We start from the raw sequence: 23,614 nt of genomic DNA on the forward strand, positions 1-23,614 counted from the left end.
TGAGCTATTTGGTCAACTAAAAAGGCGTTATCTACAGCCTGAAATTGCTGCTCAGAGTATGCGTCTGCTGTGCTATCATCTTCTATGATTGTGTTGTTTGTTGAGGCTGTTTGAGTTTGCTCTGTTTCTTCACTTTCGCTATTAGGCTCAATAGTTGCAACGGTTTGATCAAATACAGCTGCGGCACGCGTTGTTGTAAAAACATCACCAGTACTTGTAATTTGTGCAAACGAAAACGCTTCATTATCACCAAGCGACAGCACGTTATTATTTGTAAGTGTTAGGTCGATTGCACCATCCCATACAGCTATAAATACATCACTACCTACTAGCTGCACTTCAAAGTGCGTGCCACGAATACCAATTGACCCCACAGGGGTTTTGACGTCATAAGCACCGCCATTTTTTTTGATAACGCCAGATATAGAACGCAGGCCGCCTTTGAGTAACTCAATAGATGCAGACCCTTGTTGTGTGTTTTTATCAAACTGGTAATTGGCTATATTAAGTTCTGAATTTTCTTTTAAAGAAATTAAACCGCCATCTAACATTGAAAACTGCGCTTTACTTTGGTTGCCAGTCATTATTCGGTCTATACCAAAAACAGTATCACGACGCTGCAATTGACGTTGTTGGGTTGCCTCATTTGTTGCTAATACAGAACCACGGGCCAAAATTGTTTTACCCGCAGGCTCACTTGCTTGCGCATAAAAATTTACACAAAGTAAGGCGGTAATGATAGGAAGTATGTGTTTCATAAATACCTTAAATTAAAATGAGTAAGAGGCGCTTAAATTAATGTCTAAACGGTCGTATTCGAACAAAGCAATATTGCTGCTTTTATCCTGGTAGTTAGTGGTTAGTTGCAACGCAAAATCACGACTAACTAAGTAGCGAACAGTAGCCGAGAGCATAAGTAGATTATCGGCACGTTCTTGCAAAAATAAAGGATGATCTTCTTGATAATTAATCCATTGGTAACCAGCAAGTGAAAGTAATTGCCAATTTTTGGCTAATTGAGTGTTGGCTTGGTAGTACACACTGGTGCTTTGGCGACTATTGAACTCTCCCTGAGTTAAGTCTGCGTCTTCATTTTTAACATTGACACTAAAGCGGTTAAACCAATGCTGTGTTGAATAACTTACTCCTGTATTAATCGCATAAAATGTATTATCGAGCTTGTCGTCAAACCGGTTGTTTAATTCCCCCCCACTGAGCGCTGCAAAAAGGGTAATACCGTCTGATAACGCAAAATCAGCCCCCAAGGTAATAGCCGACTCAGTTCTATAAAGTTCTGAATCAAGCATTAAAGGCGTTGTTGAAGCCTGAACGTGCCAATTAATACTTCCAATATCATAATTGTATGCAGCACTAAAATGGGCATTAACTCTGTCATACTGACTAAGTTCGGCGAATTTATACCATCCAGCGTTAGCGTTTATTACTACAGTGCTTTGTTGGTTAATAGGGTAAGAGTATTTACCTGAGTAATTAAGCTTAGCGTAACTATCATCTGTGCTTTTGCTTTCAGGAGATAATAAAAATTCCCCAATTTCAGGAATAATAATTGTATCTTCTGTAGTGCCTGCATTTACGTTGCCATCAACACCTAACGCAAACTCAATATTTTGAGAATAAAAATCACCTGCTCGTTTACTTTGTAAAGCGACCTTATCTAGCAATGCCCGTGCAGAGGTTTTTATAGTGTTTGGCGCCATAGATGAGTTAACAAGTATTAAGGCTTGATTTTGTGCAGCAGGAAAGTTTTTTACCAACATATAAGCGCGAGCTAAAAATAAACGCGCTTCATACCACTTTGGGTTGCTTTCAATGGTGCGCTCAAAAGCAAAAATAGCCTCAGCAGTATGATTTAACTTTAAAGCAGAAACGCCTAACAAAAAATCATAAGTGGGCTCGCCTAAATACTGGTTTTGTTCGTGGCTTAGCTGGTAGGCTTGATGAAATTTTTTTTCAGAGACTAATTTTTGTACATCGATTAAAAACTGACTGTAGCTGTTAATATTTTGTGCAATAGAACTAAAACTGAGGGCGGTTAAATAACTACATAGGAAAAGCTTTAGAATCGGTTTAATCATACTTAGTTATATATCTTGAAAAGTGTAGATATATTTTACAGTAAAAATAGGTTTTGAACAGAAAACAAGCGGTTTTTAATGAAAATACATAATAAATTCAATGATATTTAATTTTAAGCATAAATATCAATTCATCGAAGATAATATAGGGCTAACAAATTTGAATATAAGCGGGTTTAAAAAGTTTGTGTAAGATTAACGTTGTAGATTTTATTTACAGAGGGAGATTGGTATAGAAAAAATGGGGCGATTGACGGGGCTTGAACCCGCGACAACCGGAATCACAATCCGGGGCTCTACCAACTGAGCTACAACCGCCACTACACACCTTGTTTGGTGTGGCGCGCATAATACATAAAATAATAAACCTTGTGAAGCCTTAAATTAAAAAAAATTAAATTTAAAAATAAAATCTAAAAATTCACTCTCGTACAGCGAAAGTTCAGTAATGCTTCTTCAAGCTATGCGCGATTAAAAACTATAAACAATTCGCCATATATATAGTATGAATTCATTAATAAATGAGAACAAATTGTAAATTAATGTATAATGCTATCCGGAAAAATACTAATCAAAAACATTTGGAGTAAACATGGATTCAGTACTTAATTGGCTTAATGATAACTCAGGCTTAATTTTACACTATAGTATTCAAGCAGTTGTTGCGCTTATTATCTTTTTAATAGGTAGTAGGGTTGCTAAGTTTTGTTCAAACTTAACAGAAAAGGGCTTTGCGAAAAAACAAGTAGATAAAGCGGTTGGCTCTTTCGTAGCAAGTATTGTGTATACCCTTGTATTTGCACTAACAGTACTAATGGCGCTTTCGCAAATTGGTATTGAAACAACGTCATTCATTGCTATTTTAGGTGCAGCCGGCTTAGCGGTAGGTTTAGCGTTACAAGGTTCACTGTCTAATTTTGCGTCGGGTGTACTAATCATTTTACTTCGTCCGTTTAAATCGGGTGATTTTGTAGAAGCCGGTGGCAAATCTGGTACGGTTAAAAAAATCGAAATATTCTCTACAGAACTTCGCACACCAGATAATAAAGTAATTATTGTGCCAAACTCTCAAATTATGTCAGGTGCGATTACAAACGTATCGCGCGAATCAACTCGCCGTATCGATTTAGTAATTGGTGTTGGTTACGATGCTGATTTACGTCAGGCAAAAGAAGTATTAAAATCAGTACTTGATGCAGAAACACGCTTACTTACAGACCCTGCTTATACCGTAGCTGTTTCTGAACTAGGTGATTCAAGCGTTAACTTTGTTGTGCGTCCTTGGGTTAATGCTGCTGACTACTGGCCTACATATTTTTCATTAATGGAAAATATTAAAATTGCACTAGACGACGCAAATATTTCAATTCCATTTCCGCAAATGGATGTTCATTTACACAAGCAAGACTAATTTTTAGTATTAAATAGGTTATTTTTAATGAAATTAAAGCTTTTATCAGTGTTAGTTGCAGCATCTGCTGCGACTAACGCTTTCGCTGAAGATACAGAGCAAAAAACGTGGGAAGTTACCAGTGAGCTTGGTGCTATTGTTACCAGTGGTAACACTGAAACAACAACGCTTAAAGGTGGTATTAAAGTACAACACAACCTAGAAAGCTGGAACAACGAGTACAAGCTTGACGGAATCTACAAAGAAGATGAAGTTGATGATGCTAACGGTAAAAAAGTTACTCAACGTACAAACGAAAAGTACTCAATTTCGGCCCAAGGTAACTACAAATTAAATGAAGAGCATTCTCATTTATTCATTTATGGTTCACACGTTTCAGACTACTTTGGCGCATACCGCAGTGAGTCTGTAATTTCAGCGGGTTATGGCTTACGTTTGTTAAATGAAAAAACAATGTGGTTAAGCGCAGAGATTGGTCCGGGTTACAAATACTTTGAATACCCAGATGACAGCACTGAAGTAGATGAAAATGGCAAACCACTTGCTGGTGAGTTTGAAGGTGAAGTGATTGCCCTTGGTAAATTAGACTACAATTGGCAAATTTCTGATAATGCACGTTTTACGCAGCTAGTGGCGGTTGAATACGGTGACACGAACACTAAAACACGTTCAGAAACGGCATTACTTGCTAAAATTAATGGCTCTCTACAAATGAAAGTGGCTTTTAATGTTACCAACAACTCAGACGTTGCTGATGACAAAGAAAGCACAGACACAGAGACGTCATTTACACTAGTTTACAGTTTTTAACCAAAACCATTAAATTAGTGACACTAAAATGACAAAAGGGGCGAAAGTCCCTTTTTTATTTGCCTCAGATTAATGTATTATAGCCACCAATTTTGGTTGTAGACCTAGGGATATACCTACTCGTGAAAGTTTTTACACAATTATTAAGTGCTTTTGTTCTTTTATTTAGCATCAACGCTATGGCTTTTACGCCAACTGCTTCGCAGCTAGAGCAATTTAAAAAACTACCTAAATCACAGCAAGAAGCCTTAGCTAGGCAGTATGGTGTTGACCTTTCTTCAATCACAGGATCAAATCAACCAAGCAATCAAACACAAACCAGTCAGCCAACGATTGGCGAACGCGAAGAACCACAGCAAGCAGAACTCAGCGATGACGAGCGCTTTAATCCAAAAAAAGATGAATTAAAACCATTTGGTTATTCACTGTTTGCCGGTGAGCCAACCACTTTTATGCCAAATGAAAGCGCAGCAGTTCCTGATACTTATTTAGTCGGCCCTGGGGATCAGTTAAACATTAACTTTTATGGTAAAGAAAGTGAAAGTTTTGATGTTACAGTCGATCGTGAAGGCAGAATTAGCATTCCTGATTTAACACCAGTCCAAGTAGCAGGCTTAACGTTTGCAGAAGTAAAAGCGCTTATTAATGCTAAGGTAGAGCAAGAAGTTATTGGCGTAAAAGCGTTTGTATCGCTTGGGCAGTTACGCAGTATGCGTATTTTAGTATTAGGTGAGGCTTACAAACCGGGTAGCTATAGTGTTTCGTCTTTAACCACCGTATCGCATGCATTATTTGTCAGTGGTGGTGTATCTGACATTGCTTCTCTTCGTAATATTCAAGTTAAACGCGCTGGTAAAGTGGTTAGTAACTTCGATTTATACGATTTACTGATCAAAGGTGATAGCAGTAAAGATATAGTATTAAAACCTGGGGACGTTGTATTTGTACCTTCTGTTGGTTCACAAGTAACGGTTGAAGGCCTTGTAAAACGCCCGGCTATTTTTGAACTTAAACAAGGTGAAACAGCTAAACAACTTTTAAACATGGCCGGCGGATTAAAACCAGAGGCTTATGCTAAAAACGTGGTTGTTGAGCGTTTTAATAATCAGCGTAAAGAAATACTCTCTGTTGATTTTAGCAAAAGTAACATTAACTATATTCCACAAGATGGCGATCGAGTTCGTTTTAATTCGGTAAGTTCACAATACGAAAATTCAATTAGCCTAATTGGTACTGTTGCACGCCCAGGTAACTATCAGTGGTACCAAGGTAAACGCATTTCAGACGTACTTAAGTCTGTGCGTGGCGATTTACTCCCCCAAGCAGATTTAAGCTATGGTTTATTAATTCGTGAAACAAACATTAATGGTGACATAGAAGCGCACCAGTTTGACGTAGCGCAAGCGATTATTAAAAACACTGACAATAACCTAGCGCTAAAAGCTAATGATAAAATCATTGTATTTAGCCGCTTTGAAGAAAAAGAAATAGAAAAAACAGCGCTTGAAAACATGGCGCTAAGCCAAGAACAACAAGAGCAACAATTTAAAGCTGAGCAATGGCATAAGTTTAAACAAAAAGAGTTTGAAAAATACATCGGTATAAGTCAAAAAGATGAAACTATTAAAAAAAATCAGCAAGGGCTTACAATTGCTGATTTCTCAAAACGTAAAGCGAATCAACAATCGCAAGAATTAAAAGCAGAAGACTATGCTTTTTTTAGTCGCCATAACTTACTTCTTCCTATTATCGAAAAGTTAAAACAGCAAGCATCAATATCGCAAGCTATGCAACTAGTTGAAATTAACGGTAACGTCACTTACCCGGGTATTTACCCTCTTACAGTGAGTGGCGAAGTAGCCGACTTAGTAACCGCAGCCGGTGGCTTATTAGAATCGGCTTATACTAAACAAGCTGAAATAACGCGCATTGTTTTAGGTGATGCCTCTCAGGTAGAACATGTACGATTTGATCTTGAAAGTGCACTAAAAGGTGAATCACAAAACAATATTACCCTTCGTAGCAAAGACAGCATTAACATTTTCTCGATTCCTAACTGGCAAGAAAATGTAAAGGTAGAGCTAAAAGGCGAACTGAAATTCCCGGGTACCTACACTATTCGCCGAGGCGAAACGCTCACTGATTTACTTAAACGTGCAGGTGGATTTTCTGATTTTGCAGAACAAAACGCAGCAATATTTACCCGTGTTTCTATAAAAGAGCAAGAGCAACAACAGCTTGCTCGTTTATCAACCGAGCTTCGCCGCGATATTGCTTCTAAAAGCTTCCAAAACTCAGTTAGCGGTAACTCTCTTTCATACGATGAGATGGATAAACTACTAAACGATTTAGCTAGTGTTGAAGCGGTAGGACGTTTAGTTATTGATTTACCATTAATAGTAAATAACCAACAAAACTTAGTACTACAAAATGGCGATACGCTTTACGTACCAAGTAAGCGTGATTCTATAAGCATTATTGGTGAAGTTAACTATTCTACATCGCATCTTTATAAAGCTGGTGTAAGTGTTGATGATTACATTGACCTAAGCGGCGGCCTTAAAGAGCGAGCTGCAGAAGACCGCATTTACATTATTAAAGCCAATGGCTCTGTTGAAATTCCAAATACAGGAGGCTGGTTCGCGGCTAATAATGCAAACCAGTTAGAGCCAGGCGATACAATAGTGGTACCAATGGATGCTGGGCACATGGATAAGCTAACACTGTGGAGCACAGCGACGCAGATCCTTTATCAACTAGGTGTAGCAGTAGCCGCAATTGGTAGCCTTTAATTAAAGCAATAAACTAGCAACTAAAGCCAAAGAAAACCTTTGGCTTTAGTTGGCATGTACAAGATAGTAAAAACAAAATTTATATTTTTATCAGGCCTTAGGAACTGCAACCTAGGGGCGGAAGCGTGCTCTAGGGGCTATGCAAGCAAATAATTCTGCCTTCAGGTTAGAACGAGAGAAACTCTGCGACGAATTGGATCGCAATCCTGGCTGCCAGACTAATAAATAGCTTTAGCTATCAACCGAGATTTATATGAACAATAACAAAGCAAGTATAAAAGAAAATAACGATTACGTACAAAGCCGTGACATCGCCGACGACGAAATAAACTTGCGTGAACTCTTTGCCGTAATTTGGAAGGGTAAATGGATAATTATAGCTGTAACTGCCTTGTTTGCTCTGGCATCCGTTTTTTATGCAATCCACCTACCTAATATTTATAAGTCAGAGGCGTTGTTAGCTCCTGCAGAGCAAGAAAATTCAGGTGGTTTAGCAGGCTTAGCAGGCCAGTTCGGTGGTTTAGCGAGTTTGGCTGGCGTTAATTTAGGTGGCGGTTCAAGCAATAAAGCACAATTAGCAATTGAGGTGTTAAAATCACGCCAATTCACCAGCGATTTTATTAAAAAGCACAACATTCTCCCTGATTTAATGTCCGCTAAAACATGGAATATGCAAACAGATGCCATTATCCATGACAGCGAAATATACAATGCTCAAAATAATAAATGGGTGCGAGAAGTTTCTGCACCTTTTAAACCAAAGCCTTCAATGCAAGAGGCATATAAAGAGTTTAGTAAAATTCTTAGTGCCAGCACAGATAAAGAAACAGGCATGGTTAAAATATCGATTGAGCATGTTTCTCCAACTATTGCTCAACAATGGGTGAGCTGGTTAATACAAGATATTAACCAAACCATGAAGCAGCGTGATGTGTTAGAGGCAATAAAAAGTACCGACTTTTTAACTCAGCAACTAGAACAAACTAAAATTGCTGATATACGTGCTGTTCTCTATAAACTTGTTGAAGAGCAAACTAAAACAATTATGTTTGCAAAAGTGCGCGACGAATATGTATTTAAAACTATAGACGCAGCACTCGTGCCAGAAGAAAAGTTTAAACCTAAGCGTGCTTTAATCTGTGTGCTGGGTTTACTTTTAGGTGGCATGTTAAGTGTAATGATAGTATTGATCAGACATTTTGTTGGTAATTCCAAATCCTGAATTTGGAACCTACTTTCGGGCCTGTTGGACACGTTTAAATAAAAGTATAAAAACAAGTAATTATAATGGGGTAGTTAAATTGACTGTCTCAATTTAGAAAAAGTGTCTCAGTCCTTAATTAAATGACTGAGACACTTTGTAGAAATAAAACATAATTAGGACTGCGCAAAGCGTCTTTGCACGAATAATCCCCAAAAAATATAAAGGTATTTATTGTGAAAATATTAATAACTGGTGGTGCAGGCTTTATTGGTAGCGCCGTTATTCGTCACATACTTTCTAACACTCAAGATAGTGTAACTAACGTTGATGCGTTAACGTACGCAGGGAACCTAGAGTCTCTTTCAAATGCAGATGAGTCTGAGCGTTACTATTTCGAACACGTTGATATTTGTAATCGAACGGAATTAGATCGAGTTTTTAATACACATAAGCCTGACGCTGTGATGCACCTAGCGGCTGAAAGCCACGTTGATCGTTCAATCACTGGTCCTGCCGAATTTATACAAACTAATATTGTAGGAACTTATACCTTATTAGAAGCGGCTCGTGAATACTGGAATACATTAAGTAACGATGCCAAAAAATCGTTTAGGTTTCATCATATCTCAACTGATGAAGTATATGGTGATTTACCTCACCCTGATGAACAAGAAGGTGAACTTACATTATTTACAGAAGAAACATCTTACGCGCCTAGTAGTCCCTATTCTGCAAGTAAAGCATCGAGCGATCATTTAGTAAGGGCATGGCTGCGCACGTATGGGTTTCCTACAATTGTCACTAACTGTTCAAATAATTATGGGCCTTACCACTTTCCTGAGAAGTTAATTCCTTTAGTGATACTCAATGCCCTTGAAGGAAAAGACTTGCCTATTTATGGTAAAGGCGACCAAATACGTGACTGGCTATACGTAGAAGACCATGCGCGCGCTTTGTATAAAGTAGTGACCGAAGGTATTGTTGGAGAAACCTATAACATAGGCGGTCACAATGAAAAGCAAAATATTGAAGTGGTGAAAAGTATTTGCAGTATTTTAGATACTTTAGTGCCTAAAGATTCCCTATATTCAGAACAAATAACGTTCGTGGCAGACCGCCCGGGCCACGACAGACGTTATGCTATTGATTCATCAAAAATGCAAAATGAGCTAGGCTGGACACCAGAGGAAACATTCGAGAGCGGTCTACGCAAAACAATTGAGTGGTACTTAGTAAATCAATTGTGGTGTGAAAATGTACAAAATGGTTCATATCAACGCGAACGCCTAGGCGAAATTAAACATAAATAAAGGAGCATTTTGTGAAAGGAATTATTTTAGCTGGGGGATCAGGCTCTCGACTTTATCCACTAACACGCGGTGTATCAAAGCAATTACTCCCAGTTTATGACAAGCCAATGGTATATTACCCAATATCAACGTTAATGTTAGCGGGAATACGCGATATATTAATAATCACTACACCAGAAGATAGTGATAGCTTCAAACGTTTATTAGGTGATGGTAGCGATTACGGCATTAACTTGAGTTACGCGATTCAACCCTCTCCAGACGGACTTGCACAAGCCTTTATTATTGGTGAAGACTTTATTGGTGATGATAGCGTGTGCTTAGTACTTGGCGATAATATCTATTACGGTCAATCGTTTAGTAAAACGCTTAAAAACGCGGCAAGTAGAGCATCAGGTGCTACGGTATTTGGCTATCAAGTTAAAGACCCAGAACGATTTGGCGTAGTCGAATTTGACAAAAACATGAAAGCTATCTCTATAGAAGAAAAGCCTGAAAAGCCAAAGTCAAACTATGCTGTTACAGGTTTATACTTCTATGACAATCGTGTAGTTGATCTCGCTAAACAGGTAAAGCCCTCTCACCGTGGTGAGCTTGAAATAACCACCTTAAACGAAATGTATTTAAACGATGGAAGTTTAAATGTTGAGCTGTTAGGGCGTGGTTTTGCTTGGCTTGATACTGGGACGCATGAAAGTCTTCATGAAGCATCATCGTTTGTACAAACTATTGAAAACGTACAAGGTTTGAAGGTGGCATGTTTAGAAGAAATAGCATGGCGCAACGGTTGGTTAAGCACAGATGAATTACTTACAATAGCTAAACCAATGATGAAGAATGAATATGGTCAATATTTAACTCGTTTGGCGTCTGAGGCAAAGTAATGAAAGTACTTATTACTGGTAAAAATGGTCAAGTTGGAAGCTGCTTGGTATCGCAATTAATTGATATCCCTTCCATTGACTTTTTGGCGTTAGGACGAGAAGAGCTTGATATAACGAATGCAGAACAAGTTAATGAAGTAGTAAACAAGTATCAGCCGACTATTATAATTAATGCGGCGGCATATACTGCAGTTGACAAAGCAGAGTCTGAATTTGGGCTGGCAAATGCTATAAATAATGTTGGTCCAAAAAACTTAGCGAAAGCAGCATCGAATGTGAATGCGGTCATTCTTCATATATCAACTGACTATGTTTTTGCTGGTGATAAAGGCGGCTTATACACAGAGGGTGATGAAGTAAACCCACAAGGCGTTTACGGTAAAACTAAGCTTGCTGGTGAGCAAAGTGTTGCACAAGAGTGCGATGCTCATATTATTTTTCGTACAGCTTGGGTGTTTAGCGAATATGGGAATAACTTTGTAAAAACGATGCTGCGTTTAGCACAAACACGCGATACTCTAGGTGTTGTTGGGGACCAATTTGGCGGCCCAACATATGCAGGTGATATAGCGAAAGCGTTAATTAACATAGCGCAACAGCTTCAGAAAGGTATTACTAAGTTCGGTGTATATAACTACTCAGGCTACCCACACGTTAGCTGGCAAGAGTTTGCAACAGAAATATTTTCTCAAGCGTTATCGCAACAAGCGATTGAATCGCCCGTAACAGTTAGTGCAATTTCAACCTCAGAGTATCCGACTCCTGCTAAACGTCCAGCTAATTCAAAATTGGATTGCAGTAAAATTTTAACAAATTTTTCTGTAGAGCCAAGTGACTGGAAAGCCGCATTAAACACTATTCAAAAATATAAATAAGTAGGCTGAAAAAATGAAAGTAATCGATACAAGCATCCCAGATGTGAAAATTATAGAGCCTACAGTATTTGGTGATGAACGCGGGTTTTTTATGGAAACCTGGAGCCAAAAAAAATTTGAAGAGCTAGTTACAGGTAAACCAACTCGATTTGTTCAAGATAATCATTCTAAGTCAAATAAAGGGATTTTACGTGGTTTACATTATCAAACTGAAAATACTCAAGGGAAACTTGTTCGAGTTATTTCAGGGGAGGTTTTTGATGTGGCTGTTGATATTCGAAAAGGCTCACCAACTTTTGGAAAGTGGGTTGGTGCATATCTATCAGCTGAAAATAAGCATCAATTATGGATACCTAAAGGTTTTGCTCATGGTTTCTATGTGACGAGCGATAAAGCTGAATTTGTTTATAAATGTACGGATTATTATAACCCGAAAGCTGAAGTATCTATTGCATGGAATGATAATATCTTGAGTATTCAGTGGCCTATTGAAAATAAGCCTGTGTTATCCAGTAAGGATACTAATTCATTATCAATTGATGAAGTAAGTTCACGTGGTCTCTTGACCCCTTATTGTTAAGAGTGAATGTTATTACACTCATTTAATTGCAGTTAAAATTTACTTCTAAATTTATACGATTCAGTGATGAGTTATTCTTAGAGTTAGCTAGTCATGAATATAAGCTATATTAGCGTAACCAAGTAATTTATATTAAAAAATTGGTAATATGAACAGAAGTAACAAATTAAAAGCTTCAATATCAACATCGCTTATCGCAAAAGTAACTACTTTATTACTGCAGTTAACGTCACTACCTATGGTTGCAGAAAAGTTTGGAGCAGAGGGGCTAGTTTTTTACTCAGTTTTATTAAGTATAAACTCTTGGTTGATGCTTTCTACAGCAGGAATATCACCTGCAATGATTACAAAAATATCGGGTTCGAGTAGCAGTGATACTGCTAGGGTGTGGATTACCAATGGTATGGCATTATTTTTGGTAATTGGTTTGTTTGTTTCTTCTATTATGATTATTTTCATCAATATAATAGATGTTAAAAATCTGCTTTTATTGGGTTTGAGAAGTGAAAATTTATTCGCGGGGATATTTATAGTATTTATTTTATTCATGAGCCAATGTATCTGTCTTCCAGTTGATGCAATCGTTTTATCCTTTCAAAAGCAATATTTGTCGAGTTTAGCTATTTGCATCGGAAGTATAGTCTCTATTATTACCTTAATTTTCTTTCGTGATTATATTGATTCAGTCCCTATTTTTCTTTTAGTTGTAATTCTTCCAGCATTAATTATGAAATATATTACAGGCCTCTTATTTACTATCAAAGAAAACTTGTTTTTGGTAGGTTTAATTGATGCCAGGATTATAAAAGAACTTTTTTTATCAGCATTAGAGTACACAAAAGCTTCGACTTTAGTTAATTTTATATTGAATGTATTACCTGTAATTATCTTAGCTAAGTTTAGTAGTATTGAGTGGTCGTCACAATATAGTAGTTTAAATTCTCTTATACTACTTTGTAGTGGTTTGTTTTCTATTATTTCTCTTCCATTGATACCAGCTCTTAGGGAATCACTTATTAAAGGTGAAAAAACCTGGTTCGAATCTAGTGTGAAAAGACTGAAATCTTATGGGTTTTTATTAATCACAGCCAGTTTAATAGTTGGAAGCACTATTGCAGAGTATTTGGTTACTTGGTATTTTTCTTATAAAATTGACTTTTCATATTTTTATGTGTTTTCTGCATCATTATATTTCTCATCGTTAATTTGGAGTAATATGTTTTTTTGCATACTTACAGCTAAAGATGAAATAAATAAAATTTCCAATATATTTTTAATCAAAGCAATTACCTCTATTTTAGTGCTTATTTTAGTTTTGTATTTCCAGCTCGAAATAAATCCATTTATAGTGTTTTTTATGTGCTTTTTAATTGTGGAATTACCTTCTTCATTAAAGTTAGAGAAGGTTTAAAAATGCTATTTAAATATAATGATTTAGAAAATAGACTTATATACATAACCATTATTTTATTATTATATGGTTTTTATATATTATCTCCTGTCAGTAAGTTTTTAGGTTATACAGAAGGTATATCACCAATAACGATAGTGTTAAGAATATGTCAGGTAGTATTTTTATTTTTGCTTTTTTTTATATCAGTAAAAACTGATAATAGAAGAATAAAGTTTACACATCTTATTGCTATAATGTCAGTTGTATGCATTTATATAATGTTTACTTATAGGGTTTTTATTGACTCGGTATACTCAGAAAAATTCATTGATGACTCTTATCTTGTTGAGTATTTTGTCTTTGGGTTACTTTTTAGTTTGCTTGCCTCTATCCTAATTTCTATTAATTCAACGAGAGAATTACTACTCGAAGTAATGGTAAGTTTAAAAGTGCTATTATTGATTTCAACGGTATTAATAATCTCGCTTTTTTTATTGGATTTTAGCAGTGGTGGTCTAACTAATATTAGGGCTGGATTTGAAAGACTAAACCCGATTTCAATCGGAAGAGCAAGTGCAGTATTAATAATTATCGAGATGTTTATTCCAAGTAAGCATAAGCTATTATCACTTTTAATCTTTATCGTAGGTTCAACAGGGTTGTTGTTATCTTTAGCAAGGGGGCCAATGTTAGGATTAGCTGTTGTATTATTTATTTTCGTTTTAGGTAATTTTAGCTTGAAGAAAATAACTTACTTGGTCATTTCTTTATTTGCGATAATAATTATTTACACTTCAGTATCTCAGTTCGTTGGTTACAATGTTGATTTAATAGAGATGTTTAGTAAAGTAGGTGGCAGCGAAGATCAGAGTGCAAACCAACGATTTTCATTATATATTTCAGCCTTTGAACAATTCTCTAATTCTCCTTTTATAGGGGATAGAGCGGTGGAAATTAATACAAATTATTATCCACATAATTTTTTAATTGAAGTTATGATGTCTATAGGAGCGGTAGGTCTAGTCGTTTTTATTTTTATTAACATTATAACAATTGCTGTATATTTTAGTTCTAATATAATATTAGATAAAATACTTAAGTTAGTATTTTATCTCTACATATTCTATTTTGTTAATGGAATGTTTTCTGGTAGTTTGTTTCAATCAAAGGAATATTGGATTTTACTTCTACTAATTTTCCCCTTGGCTTCTAAGGTTAACTCTATAAATGACAGTTTTAGTTGTATCAGGAACCCGTCCAGATAAAATTGGCGTGGGCGAGATTTTTTTATCGAATATGTGTAGTGGGATTGATGTAAAAAGAATTTTTGTTTCAGATGTAGATAAAAATATAGCCATTAGCGATGCGAATTGTGTAGATAGCTTTTTTTACAAAAATATCTCATGGCCAATACTTTCTGATATAAATATATACTTTTTCTATAAAACTAAAGCAGCGGAGTATGCTCGTGAAATTCTGACTGAAATAAGAAAAGATAAGTATAAAGAGGTAGTATTCGTATTATCTAGTCCAGCTATAATTTTAATATTGTCAGAAATAATAAAAATTAATGGGCGATTCAAATTTAGAGTATTAGTGTGGGATGTATTAGAGTATATCTGTAGTAACCTCAGAGTTTCAAGGTTTACCTCAAATATGCTAGGCAAAGCATATAAAAAAATTATAAATTCATCTTTGTCATTGGGCGTTGTATCTGAAGGCATGTATAGAAACTATTTTGCTTTGAATAAATTTGATATTGAACCTAATAAAGTATTTATACTTAGAAATGCTATTGATAATCAGGAAAAATATAGTAAGAACTTACCTATGTTGACTGATAGTAAAGCCAAGAAGTTTAGGATTGTTTTTGCGGGTTCCTTATATTGCAGAGCAGAGTGGGATGCATTAGTGACAGCGCTTCAATCCGTTGATTTTATAGTATCAAACAAGAAGGTTGAGTTGGTTTTTATCGGAACGCCAGGTAGACTTACTAAATTCCCCGAATTTGGTGTTATTAATTTAGGTTATTTGACTCAGAGTCAAACTCTTAATGTAATAAAAGATTGTGATGCTGGTTATATGCCTTATTGGTTTAGTTTAAAAAAAGAGTTAGTTGTTAAAACTTCATTCCCAGGAAAAGTAACTTCATACCTATCAATGAATTTGCCAATTTTTTACCATGGACCAGAAAGTGCCGATGTATGTGGTTTTGTTTTGAAATATAACTGCGGAGTTACTTGTACGTCACTAGAGCAAAATAGAATCTTACATTGTATTGAAAAACTTATGAAAGACGCGAAAAATATTGATTTAGAAGAAGCGTCTAGTTTATTCAAACAAGAAACGGTTTCTACCCAATTTAAAAAATTTGTTAATTTAGATGATTAAATTTAAAAATGAAAACGAAGTACCTGTTTTAATTCTTTCCTTCAATCGATTAGGAGGGATGCAAGATACTTTCAATATACTCCGAGAAATTAAAGTCAAATATATCTATTTAGCCTCAGACGGTGCACGTAGTGAATCTGAATCTTTCGATGTCGATGCAATAAGAAGTAAAGTTGAATCTTTTATTGACTGGCCATGTGAAGTTAAGACCTTGTACCAAAAAGAGAATCTTGGCTGTAAAAGAGCAGTTCATACTGCAGTACAATGGTTTTTTTCTGAGGTAGACGCAGGTATTGTACTAGAAGACGATTGTGTACCAAATAAGCGCTTTTTTAGTTATTGTCGCAATATGCTAAATAACTATAGAAGTGATTTGAGAGTTGCCACTATATCTGGTAGAAAACACTTCGATTTAGATATGCATCAAGATTATTCGTTTTGTTCTCGCTTTTTTTGTTGGGGCTGGGCATCTTGGTCTGATCGAATATTAGGGTTAGATGTAGAACTTCCTTATAAATCCAATTTTAAGTTATTAAACACGCCGAGTAGTATTGTGGAGCGTTTATATGTTCAAGGCGTCCTAGGTTTGCTTTCATCACGACAGGTTAATTCATGGGCATATTCATATGAAATGCTTTTTAGGAATAAACATCAATATTGTATTATACCAAATGGAAACCTTATAAGAAATGTAGGTTTCGGAACTGATGGGACACATTCAAATACATGGACACATGATCCGATGGTTTATGAGGAAGCTATTAGTATTGCTTTTAATCCAGCTTATGACCCAGTGGAGTATGACAAATATTTGCATACTGGATTGCTTAGTGAGTATAGAGGTAGAGTTGGTTTATTAGTTTTTTCGCAGATTAAGTATCTCAAGACTATAAGGTTATTAGTGAAGAGGTTAATTAGAAGAGGATAGTTTTGTGATATCAGTTTGTATGACCACATATAATGGCATAGCTTACATAGAGCAACAATTAAACAGTATATTGAATCAGTTGTCTTCTACAGATGAAGTTTTAATTTTTGATGACAAATCTACTGATGGCACGTATGAGTTTCTAGTTAATTTCTCTAAAGTAAACTCTATTGTCAAAGTCAAAAAGAACCCAGTAAATCTTGGCTATGTAAAAAATTTTGAACAAGCAATCTATGAAGCACGAGGTGATATCATTTATTTGAGTGATCAAGATGATATTTGGAATGAAGATAAAGTTAAATATATATCCGATTTTTTTAATGATGAAATGAATTCTAACGTAGATATTTTACATCATGGCATGGAGACTATTAGTAGTGATGGAAATTTATTAGATAAAACCTTCAATTATGTACCTCCCTCCTTTAATCAGAAAAATTACTATAGTAAGGTTTTATTAACAATTCTTAAGCCGAAGTGTTATGGATGCGCTATGGCTTTTAGAAAAAAAATAGTACCTCTTATTGTGCCTTTTCCAAAACAAGTATACTCACATGATCATTGGTTAAATGCCTTTGGTGTAGTTTCTTCTAATTTATATTTCGATGACAAAGTATTGATAAGTTATCGACAGCATAACAATAATTTAAGCCCTAAAAAGGGCCTTACGTTTTTACAAAAAATTAAAATTAGAACCAAGTTTATAAAATTATTATATTTATCTTATTTGAGGTTAAAAGTTTAGAATGTTCAAAAATAAAACACTACTCATAACAGGTGGTACAGGCTCATTTGGTAACGCTGTACTCAGCCGATTTTTAAATACAGACATCAAAGAAATTCGTATTTTCTCTCGGGATGAAAAAAAACAAGATGATATGCGTAAGGCTTTTAATAATGAAAAACTAAAGTTTTACATTGGCGATGTTCGTGATCCTCAAAGTATTTCAATGGCTATGCGCGGTGTTGATTATGTTTATCATGCGGCAGCATTAAAACAAGTTCCATCATGTGAGTTTTACCCACTAGAAGCCGTAAAAACAAATGTATTAGGTACAGAGAATGTGCTAGAAGCTGCTATAGCGAATAATGTTGAGCGTATAGTGTGTTTAAGTACTGATAAAGCGGTGTACCCAATTAATGCTATGGGTATTTCAAAAGCGATGATGGAAAAAGTGATCGTTGCAAAAAGCCGAAATTTAGAGCACACGAACACTACAATCTGTTGTACTCGCTACGGTAATGTTATGGCATCACGAGGCTCGGTTATTCCATTGTTCATTCGCCAGGTAGTTAATAATGAGCCAATTACGATTACCGACCCTACCATGACTCGCTTTATGATGACTTTAGACGATGCGGTTGATTTAGTATTACATGCTTTCGAAAATGGCCAAAATGGTGATGTTTTTGTACAAAAAGCGCCTGCTGCAACCATTGACGTGTTAGTTAAAGCATTGCTTGAAATGTTAAAAACACCGGAGCATTTAGTAAATGTAATCGGTACTCGCCACGGCGAAAAGCTGTTTGAAGCATTATGTAGCCGTGAAGAAATGTTCATAGCACAAGATCAGGGTGAATATTACCGTATACCTGCTGATAATCGTGATTTGAACTATGCGCAATATACTGAACAAGGTGAAAAAGACTTATCTAATGTCGAAGATTACAATTCGCATAATACAGCTCGCTTAGATGTTGAAGGGATGAAGCAGTTATTACGTAAACTTGACTTTATGCGTGATATTGAAGCTGGTAAATTAATAGTACCAGAAGGTGTGTAATGAATATTTTAGTAACAGGTGCTAACGGCTTTATTGGTAAAAATTTATGCATTCATTTGAAAGAGGCTGGTTTTGAAAGTATAGAAACAATAACCCGCGATGACACTGATGAAAGTATTGATAAAAAGGTAAACAGTGCTGACTTTATATACCATTTAGCAGGTGTAAATAGACCTGAAAATGACGCTGAGTTTCAAGCGGGTAATACTGACTTAACAAAAAAAATAGTTGATATACTAGTCAATAATAAACGAAGCACTCCAATTTTACTTACATCATCAATTCAGGCTGAATTAAATAATCCATATGGAAAAAGTAAAGCCGGTGCAGAGTCCGCTATTTTTTCTTACAGGGAAAAAACTGGAAGCACGGCATACATCTATAGACTACCGAATGTTTTTGGTAAGTGGTGTAAACCTAATTATAATTCTGCAGTGGCTACCTTTTGCTATAACGTAATAAACGATTTACCAATTACTGTACACAAAGCTGATGCACCCATTAATCTTGTTTACATAGATGATGTTTGTCATGCATTTGTTAACTTACTAATCAATACACCTTCAAAGTCTGAAGAGTATAATTATGTAGAGCCTGTTTACAAAACTTCAGTAGGTAAGGTTGTTAGCTTATTGAATGATTATAAACAAAGTCGCACCTCTCTAATAACGAGTAAGGTAGGTGTTGGGTTTGAACGAGCGCTCTATTCTACTTATCTGAGTTATTTTAAACCTGAGCAGTTTAATTATGACGTGCCAAGTTATACTGATGAGCGAGGCTCATTCAGCGAAATGCTTAAAACAAATGATTCAGGTCAGTTTTCATTTTTCACTGCGCACCCAGGTATTACTCGCGGTGGGCACTATCACCATACTAAAAATGAAAAGTTTTTAGTATTAAAGGGTTATGCTCGATTTAAGTTTAAGCACATTGTCACAGGCGAAGAGTATGAACTTACAACATCGGAACAAGTCCGCACTATAGTAGAAACTATACCAGGTTGGACTCACGACATAACTAATATTGGTACAGAAGACCTAATCGTTATGCTGTGGGCAAATGAAATATTCGATAGAAAGAAACCAGATACTATCGCTATGCCTTTATAAAGTGCGTTATTTAATTTAATAAGTTTAAAGTGAAAAAAATGAAAAAGTTAAAAGTAATGTCTGTTGTAGGAACAAGACCAGAAATAATCCGTTTATCTCGAGTACTTGCTAAGCTTGATGAGCATTGCGAACATATTTTGGTACATACTGGTCAAAACTATGATTTTGAACTTAATGAAGTTTTTTTTAACGATTTAGGTGTAAGAAAGCCTGATTATTTTTTAAATGCTGCAGGTAAAAATGCTGCAGAAACAATTGGTCAAGTAATTATTAAAGTTGACCAAGTACTTGAAGAAGTTAATCCAGAAGCGATGCTTGTGTTAGGTGACACAAATTCATGTATTTCAGCAATTCCTGCAAAGCGTCGAAAAGTTCCAATATTTCATATGGAAGCAGGTAATCGTTGTTTTGATCAGCGAGTACCTGAAGAAACTAACCGCAAAATAGTTGATCATACTGCTGATATAAACCTGACTTATAGCACTATTGCACGAGATTACCTGTTAGCAGAGGGGGTACCGGCAGACCGCGTGATAAAAACAGGTAGCCCGATGTTTGAAGTATTAAACCACTATATGCCTCAAATTGATGATTCAAGTGTACTAAATGAACTGGAACTGCAAAAGGGTCAGTTTTTTGTAGTCAGTGCTCACAGAGAAGAAAACGTTGACTCCCCAAAACAACTAGCATACTTAGCTGAAACGCTTAACACGCTTGCTGAACATTATGACATGCCTGTAATTATTTCTACTCACCCACGTACAAGAAATAGAATAGAAGCACAGGGCATTGAGTTTCATCAAAATATTAGATTATTAAAACCTTTAGGTTTTCATGATTATAATAACTTACAAAAAAATGCAAAAGCTGTACTTTCTGATAGTGGAACAATCAATGAAGAATCTTCTATTATGAACTTTCCTGCATTGAACTTACGAGAAGCTCATGAGCGCCCTGAAGGAATGGAAGAGGCATCAGTAATGATGGTCGGTTTAGGGGTTGAGCGAGTTATGCAGGGGTTACGTATATTGGAATCTCAACCTGCAGGGGAACAACGCTTACTTCGCCAGGTTTATGATTACAGCATGCCAAATGTTGCAGATAAAGTGGTGAGAATAATCCATTCTTACACTGACTATGTAAATAGAGTTGTATGGAAAAAATATTAAATTGAGTAAAAATAATAAAATATTTATAGTTACTGAATATATTGGTCTCAATCATAATTCTACAGCTTTTTATTGGGCGAAAATTGCATTATTTTTTAATAAACATTATGAATTAATTGTTATATGTCCTAAAAACTCGCATACAGAAAGCTTTTTTCGCGAGCATAAGCTTAACGTTTACTATGTTAAAGATATTGCTTTTGATAAAAATAAATTAGTATCAAGAGTTTTTGGACAATTGAAATATGCATGGTCTTTTAACAGGCATATTCTTAAATATATTAGTAAAGAAGATATAGTTTTTACTGGAACTAACCCAATAATTAGCATGTTTTTTACCGGGTTAATTAAGAAGCTTAAAGCCTTCAAGTGGATAATGCTATGCCACGATATATTTCCTGACAATTTAATTCCATCAGGTGTAATGCAGTTAGGATTGAAGTACAAATTGGTGAATAAAGTATTCTCACTTTTGTATCGAACCCCAGATATAATTACACCTATTGGTAGAGATATGGCGGTTAAGCTTCAGCAAAAAGGTGTGATTCAAGAAAGAATTGTAGTAGTACCAAATTGGGCTGATCATAATAAAATAAAGATGATGGCTAAAAACGAAAACCAAATAATTAAAAAGCTTAATTGGCAAAACAATTTGGTTTTTTGTTTTTTTGGAAATATCGGTCGTTTGCAGGGTATCGATAATTTATTATCTGCTATCGCGCTAGTGAAATCGGAGTCTAGCAGGTTTTTATTCATTGGTGGTGGTTCAGAAGACCATTTGGTGAAGAAGTTTGTTTCATCAGTTGGTAAAAGGAATAGTTACTATTACGGTGAACTACAGCTAAAAGATAATAATATAGGCTTAAATTGTGGCGATATAGCCTTAGTTACTCTTGGGCAGGGAATGTATGGTTTAGGTGTACCTAGCAAGGCATATTTTTCTATGGCTGCAGACAAACCTATTTTATTAGTGGCTGATAAGGAGTCTGAGTTGGATCTATTAATAAATGAGCATAATGTAGGCTGGTTTTGTGAAAGTGGTAACCCAGTAACTTTAGCCGAGAGTATTGATACAATATCCGAAAACTGGTTAACAGTTAATAATCGCATTTACCCTCGGAAGTGTATGATTGACCACTTTTCTGAAGAACAATCACTTGAAAAGTATAAATCCCTGGTAGATGAACTGTTTGAAAAACAAAATTGAGATAAAAATTGGCAAGTAATTTTAGTAAAAAAATCATTATAACTGGTGCTAAAGGTTTTGTTGGTAAAGCTCTATGCTCAAATTTAAGTAAATACAACTACCTTAATTTTATACCGTTAGCAAGAGAGCCATTGCCGCCGAACTTTCAGTTATGTCCAGGTTTAAATCAAAAAGAGGGTTGGAGTGAGTTACTTGCAGAAGCCGATGTTGTCATTCACTTAGCAGGGAAAGCACATGAGGTAAGTAATGCGTCGTCGCTGGAAGCTTTCCGCTCGGTAAATACATATGGTACCGTCAACTTAGCGAAGCAAGCCGTAATTGCAGGTGTTAAAAAGTTTATTTTTATGAGTTCTATAGGAGTAAATGGGGTATCAAACTCATCTCCTTTTAAATATAACGATAAACCTACTCCAATTGAAAATTATGCTATTTCTAAGTATGAAGCTGAAATAGCGCTAAAAAAAATAGTAAAGAATACTGATATGGAGCTCGTTATAATTAGACCTCCTCTAGTTTATGGCAAAAATGCTCCAGGTAACTTTGGTAAACTCTTAAATGTTGCACAGAGGAATCTACCACTTCCTTTGGGTGCAATTAATAATCAGCGCAGCTTTGTAGCTGTAGATAACTTAGTTGATCTAATAGTTACATGTATTGATCATCCAAATGCTGTTAATCATACATTTTTGGTAAGCGATGATGAGGATATATCGACATCAAATCTTTTGAAAAAGCTTACGTTGGCAGCAGGTAAAAAGCCTTGGTTGATACCTATTCCAGTATCTTTTTTAAAACTCATAGCTTCTATAGTTGGCAAAAAAGATACCGTTGAAAGATTTTCAAGTTCGTTAATTGTTGATATTGAGCATACTAAAAGTACATTAAACTGGAAGCCGCCAATTACTCTGGAAGAAGGCATTCGTCGTTGCTTTAAATAACTACTATTTTAATAATATGGAATTATAAATGATACGTGTACTCGATTTTTTCTTTTCACTTTTTGGTTTATTGTTTGCTTTACCGTTTTTATTGATTTTATACCTTATTGGCTTATTCGATACTGGCTCACCACTATTTAAACAAGAGCGTGTTGGTCGTAATAAAAAACCTTTCACTTTAGTTAAATTTAGAACAATGTCAGTAGATACAGCGTCGGTGGCTAGCCATCTTGCAAGCAGTGCATCTATCACTCGTTTTGGTGGTTTTTTACGTAAAACTAAATTAGATGAGCTACCGCAGCTTTGGAATGTACTTAAAGGTGAAATGAGTTTAGTTGGACCACGTCCCGGGCTATTTAATCAGCAAGAACTTACTCAGGCTCGTGATGCTAAAAATATATACAATGTACGCCCTGGCATTACTGGCTTGGCACAAGTGAGCGAAATAGATATGTCTACTCCAGAGCTGTTAGCTGAAACCGATGCAAAAATGATTGCCACGCTAAACCTTAAAGATTACTTTACTTATATACTGCAAACAGTAACAGGAAGTGGCAGTGGCGATAGAGTAAAATAGCAACATAACATACACAAATTTACAAAAAATAACTAAATACATAAAGACTATATAAAATATTGCCTATAGTCTTTATTTATTAAGTGCATTGGTTGCTCATCTTGTAGTAAAATTGTAGCCAATAGAATAGCAATATGATTGCTGGCTTCAGGGAAA

General features: G+C 35.6%; 21 protein-coding genes and 1 tRNA gene. 19 read left to right on the forward strand and 3 right to left on the reverse strand.

The genetic code is table 11. From position 1 onward, the window contains the following. The 3 genes from BCG07_RS06780 to BCG07_RS06790 form a co-directional block, all read right to left on the reverse strand. Positions 1-758: FecR family protein (locus BCG07_RS06780; RefSeq protein WP_286889437.1), on the reverse strand; the 758-nt coding region annotated here is incomplete at its 3' end. Between the two features lie 12 nt (positions 759-770). Next, complete coding sequence (locus BCG07_RS06785; RefSeq protein WP_286889439.1) at positions 771-2,096, reverse strand: porin family protein; 1,326 nt, start codon at positions 2,094-2,096, stop codon at positions 771-773. Positions 2,097-2,338: 242 nt separating this feature from the next. Beyond that, a tRNA-His gene (locus BCG07_RS06790) sits at positions 2,339-2,414 on the reverse strand. Positions 2,415-2,688: 274 nt separating this feature from the next. On the opposite strand from BCG07_RS06790, the gene BCG07_RS06795 reads away from it, so the two are divergent. The 19 genes from BCG07_RS06795 to BCG07_RS06885 all read left to right on the forward strand — a co-directional run bounded on the left by BCG07_RS06795 (position 2,689) and on the right by BCG07_RS06885 (position 23,458). Then, on the forward strand, positions 2,689-3,507 hold the full coding sequence (locus BCG07_RS06795) for a mechanosensitive ion channel family protein (protein WP_058428275.1): 819 nt from the start codon (positions 2,689-2,691) through the stop codon (positions 3,505-3,507). Between the two features lie 27 nt (positions 3,508-3,534). Then, on the forward strand, positions 3,535-4,317 hold the full coding sequence (locus tag BCG07_RS06800) for a DUF481 domain-containing protein (protein WP_286889441.1): 783 nt from the start codon (positions 3,535-3,537) through the stop codon (positions 4,315-4,317). Positions 4,318-4,439: 122 nt separating this feature from the next. Next, positions 4,440-7,109: an SLBB domain-containing protein gene (locus BCG07_RS06805; RefSeq protein ID WP_286889443.1), complete on the forward strand. Its 2,670-nt coding sequence runs from the start codon at positions 4,440-4,442 to the stop codon at positions 7,107-7,109. A 253-nt stretch (positions 7,110-7,362) separates the two neighbouring features. After that, entirely contained in the window at positions 7,363-8,331 is a 969-nt protein-coding gene (locus BCG07_RS06810) for a Wzz/FepE/Etk N-terminal domain-containing protein (protein ID WP_286889445.1), read from the forward strand. 215 nt (positions 8,332-8,546) lie between these two features. After that, complete coding sequence (gene rfbB / locus BCG07_RS06815; protein ID WP_286889447.1) at positions 8,547-9,623, forward strand: dTDP-glucose 4,6-dehydratase; 1,077 nt, start codon at positions 8,547-8,549, stop codon at positions 9,621-9,623. Positions 9,624-9,634: 11 nt separating this feature from the next. Further along, the gene (gene rfbA / locus BCG07_RS06820) at positions 9,635-10,507 is read left to right on the forward strand and encodes a glucose-1-phosphate thymidylyltransferase RfbA (RefSeq protein ID WP_286889449.1); all 873 of its coding nucleotides are present in this window, start codon (positions 9,635-9,637) and stop codon (positions 10,505-10,507) included. After that, on the forward strand, positions 10,507-11,382 hold the full coding sequence (gene rfbD, locus BCG07_RS06825; RefSeq protein ID WP_286889451.1) for a dTDP-4-dehydrorhamnose reductase: 876 nt from the start codon (positions 10,507-10,509) through the stop codon (positions 11,380-11,382). Before rfbA ends, rfbD begins: the two co-directional genes overlap by 1 nt. A 13-nt stretch (positions 11,383-11,395) precedes the next feature. Further along, positions 11,396-11,962: a dTDP-4-dehydrorhamnose 3,5-epimerase gene (rfbC, locus tag BCG07_RS06830; protein WP_286889452.1), complete on the forward strand. Its 567-nt coding sequence runs from the start codon at positions 11,396-11,398 to the stop codon at positions 11,960-11,962. Positions 11,963-12,110: 148 nt separating this feature from the next. Then, positions 12,111-13,373 (forward strand): MATE family efflux transporter, encoded by a 1,263-nt coding sequence (locus BCG07_RS06835; protein ID WP_286889454.1) that lies wholly within the window; start codon positions 12,111-12,113, stop codon positions 13,371-13,373. 2 nt (positions 13,374-13,375) lie between these two features. Further along, positions 13,376-14,620: an O-antigen ligase family protein gene (locus BCG07_RS06840; RefSeq protein WP_286889455.1), complete on the forward strand. Its 1,245-nt coding sequence runs from the start codon at positions 13,376-13,378 to the stop codon at positions 14,618-14,620. Further along, on the forward strand, positions 14,583-15,746 hold the full coding sequence (locus BCG07_RS06845; RefSeq protein WP_286889457.1) for a glycosyltransferase family protein: 1,164 nt from the start codon (positions 14,583-14,585) through the stop codon (positions 15,744-15,746). Before BCG07_RS06840 ends, BCG07_RS06845 begins: the two co-directional genes overlap by 38 nt. Continuing rightward, positions 15,739-16,674: a hypothetical protein gene (locus tag BCG07_RS06850; RefSeq protein WP_039036301.1), complete on the forward strand. Its 936-nt coding sequence runs from the start codon at positions 15,739-15,741 to the stop codon at positions 16,672-16,674. Before BCG07_RS06845 ends, BCG07_RS06850 begins: the two co-directional genes overlap by 8 nt. A gap of 19 nt (positions 16,675-16,693) precedes the next feature. After that, the gene (locus tag BCG07_RS06855; RefSeq protein WP_052242849.1) at positions 16,694-17,419 is read left to right on the forward strand and encodes a glycosyltransferase; all 726 of its coding nucleotides are present in this window, start codon (positions 16,694-16,696) and stop codon (positions 17,417-17,419) included. A gap of 1 nt (position 17,420) precedes the next feature. Next, on the forward strand, positions 17,421-18,458 hold the full coding sequence (locus tag BCG07_RS06860) for a polysaccharide biosynthesis protein (RefSeq protein ID WP_039036302.1): 1,038 nt from the start codon (positions 17,421-17,423) through the stop codon (positions 18,456-18,458). Next, on the forward strand, positions 18,458-19,567 hold the full coding sequence (wbjC, locus tag BCG07_RS06865) for a UDP-2-acetamido-2,6-beta-L-arabino-hexul-4-ose reductase (RefSeq protein WP_286889460.1): 1,110 nt from the start codon (positions 18,458-18,460) through the stop codon (positions 19,565-19,567). Before BCG07_RS06860 ends, wbjC begins: the two co-directional genes overlap by 1 nt. Before the next feature lie 38 nt (positions 19,568-19,605). After that, on the forward strand, positions 19,606-20,736 hold the full coding sequence (wecB, locus tag BCG07_RS06870) for a non-hydrolyzing UDP-N-acetylglucosamine 2-epimerase (RefSeq protein ID WP_039036304.1): 1,131 nt from the start codon (positions 19,606-19,608) through the stop codon (positions 20,734-20,736). A 1-nt stretch (position 20,737) separates the two neighbouring features. Then, on the forward strand, positions 20,738-21,943 hold the full coding sequence (locus tag BCG07_RS06875) for a glycosyltransferase family 4 protein (protein ID WP_058428287.1): 1,206 nt from the start codon (positions 20,738-20,740) through the stop codon (positions 21,941-21,943). Between the two features lie 8 nt (positions 21,944-21,951). Further along, the gene (locus BCG07_RS06880; RefSeq protein WP_286889462.1) at positions 21,952-22,881 is read left to right on the forward strand and encodes an NAD-dependent epimerase/dehydratase family protein; all 930 of its coding nucleotides are present in this window, start codon (positions 21,952-21,954) and stop codon (positions 22,879-22,881) included. A gap of 28 nt (positions 22,882-22,909) precedes the next feature. Then, complete coding sequence (locus BCG07_RS06885) at positions 22,910-23,458, forward strand: sugar transferase (RefSeq protein ID WP_286889464.1); 549 nt, start codon at positions 22,910-22,912, stop codon at positions 23,456-23,458. Positions 23,459-23,614: the final 156 nt, after the last annotated feature.

Source organism: Pseudoalteromonas sp. ESRF-bin5, from assembly GCF_002632075.1.
In the GTDB taxonomy this organism is placed as follows: Bacteria; Pseudomonadota; Gammaproteobacteria; order Enterobacterales; family Alteromonadaceae; genus Pseudoalteromonas; species Pseudoalteromonas marina.

What these genes read in the sequence shown, in the direction of transcription:
- BCG07_RS06810 (WP_286889445.1), top strand. Translation starts at nt 7,363, where the DNA reads ATGAACAATAACAAAGCAAGTATAAAAGAAAATAACGATTACGTACAA.
- BCG07_RS06855 (WP_052242849.1), top strand. Translation starts at nt 16,694, where the DNA reads ATGACCACATATAATGGCATAGCTTACATAGAGCAACAATTAAACAGT.
- BCG07_RS06850 (WP_039036301.1), top strand. Translation starts at nt 15,739, where the DNA reads ATGATTAAATTTAAAAATGAAAACGAAGTACCTGTTTTAATTCTTTCC.
- BCG07_RS06845 (WP_286889457.1), top strand. Translation starts at nt 14,583, where the DNA reads ATGACAGTTTTAGTTGTATCAGGAACCCGTCCAGATAAAATTGGCGTG.
- BCG07_RS06835 (WP_286889454.1), top strand. Translation starts at nt 12,111, where the DNA reads ATGAACAGAAGTAACAAATTAAAAGCTTCAATATCAACATCGCTTATC.
- BCG07_RS06840 (WP_286889455.1), top strand. Translation starts at nt 13,376, where the DNA reads ATGCTATTTAAATATAATGATTTAGAAAATAGACTTATATACATAACC.
- rfbC (WP_286889452.1), top strand. Translation starts at nt 11,396, where the DNA reads ATGAAAGTAATCGATACAAGCATCCCAGATGTGAAAATTATAGAGCCT.
- BCG07_RS06795 (WP_058428275.1), top strand. Translation starts at nt 2,689, where the DNA reads ATGGATTCAGTACTTAATTGGCTTAATGATAACTCAGGCTTAATTTTA.
- BCG07_RS06785 (WP_286889439.1), bottom strand. Translation starts at nt 2,096, where the DNA reads ATGATTAAACCGATTCTAAAGCTTTTCCTATGTAGTTATTTAACCGCC.
- BCG07_RS06800 (WP_286889441.1), top strand. Translation starts at nt 3,535, where the DNA reads ATGAAATTAAAGCTTTTATCAGTGTTAGTTGCAGCATCTGCTGCGACT.
- BCG07_RS06885 (WP_286889464.1), top strand. Translation starts at nt 22,910, where the DNA reads ATGATACGTGTACTCGATTTTTTCTTTTCACTTTTTGGTTTATTGTTT.
- wbjC (WP_286889460.1), top strand. Translation starts at nt 18,458, where the DNA reads ATGAATATTTTAGTAACAGGTGCTAACGGCTTTATTGGTAAAAATTTA.
- wecB (WP_039036304.1), top strand. Translation starts at nt 19,606, where the DNA reads ATGAAAAAGTTAAAAGTAATGTCTGTTGTAGGAACAAGACCAGAAATA.
- BCG07_RS06860 (WP_039036302.1), top strand. Translation starts at nt 17,421, where the DNA reads ATGTTCAAAAATAAAACACTACTCATAACAGGTGGTACAGGCTCATTT.
- rfbD (WP_286889451.1), top strand. Translation starts at nt 10,507, where the DNA reads ATGAAAGTACTTATTACTGGTAAAAATGGTCAAGTTGGAAGCTGCTTG.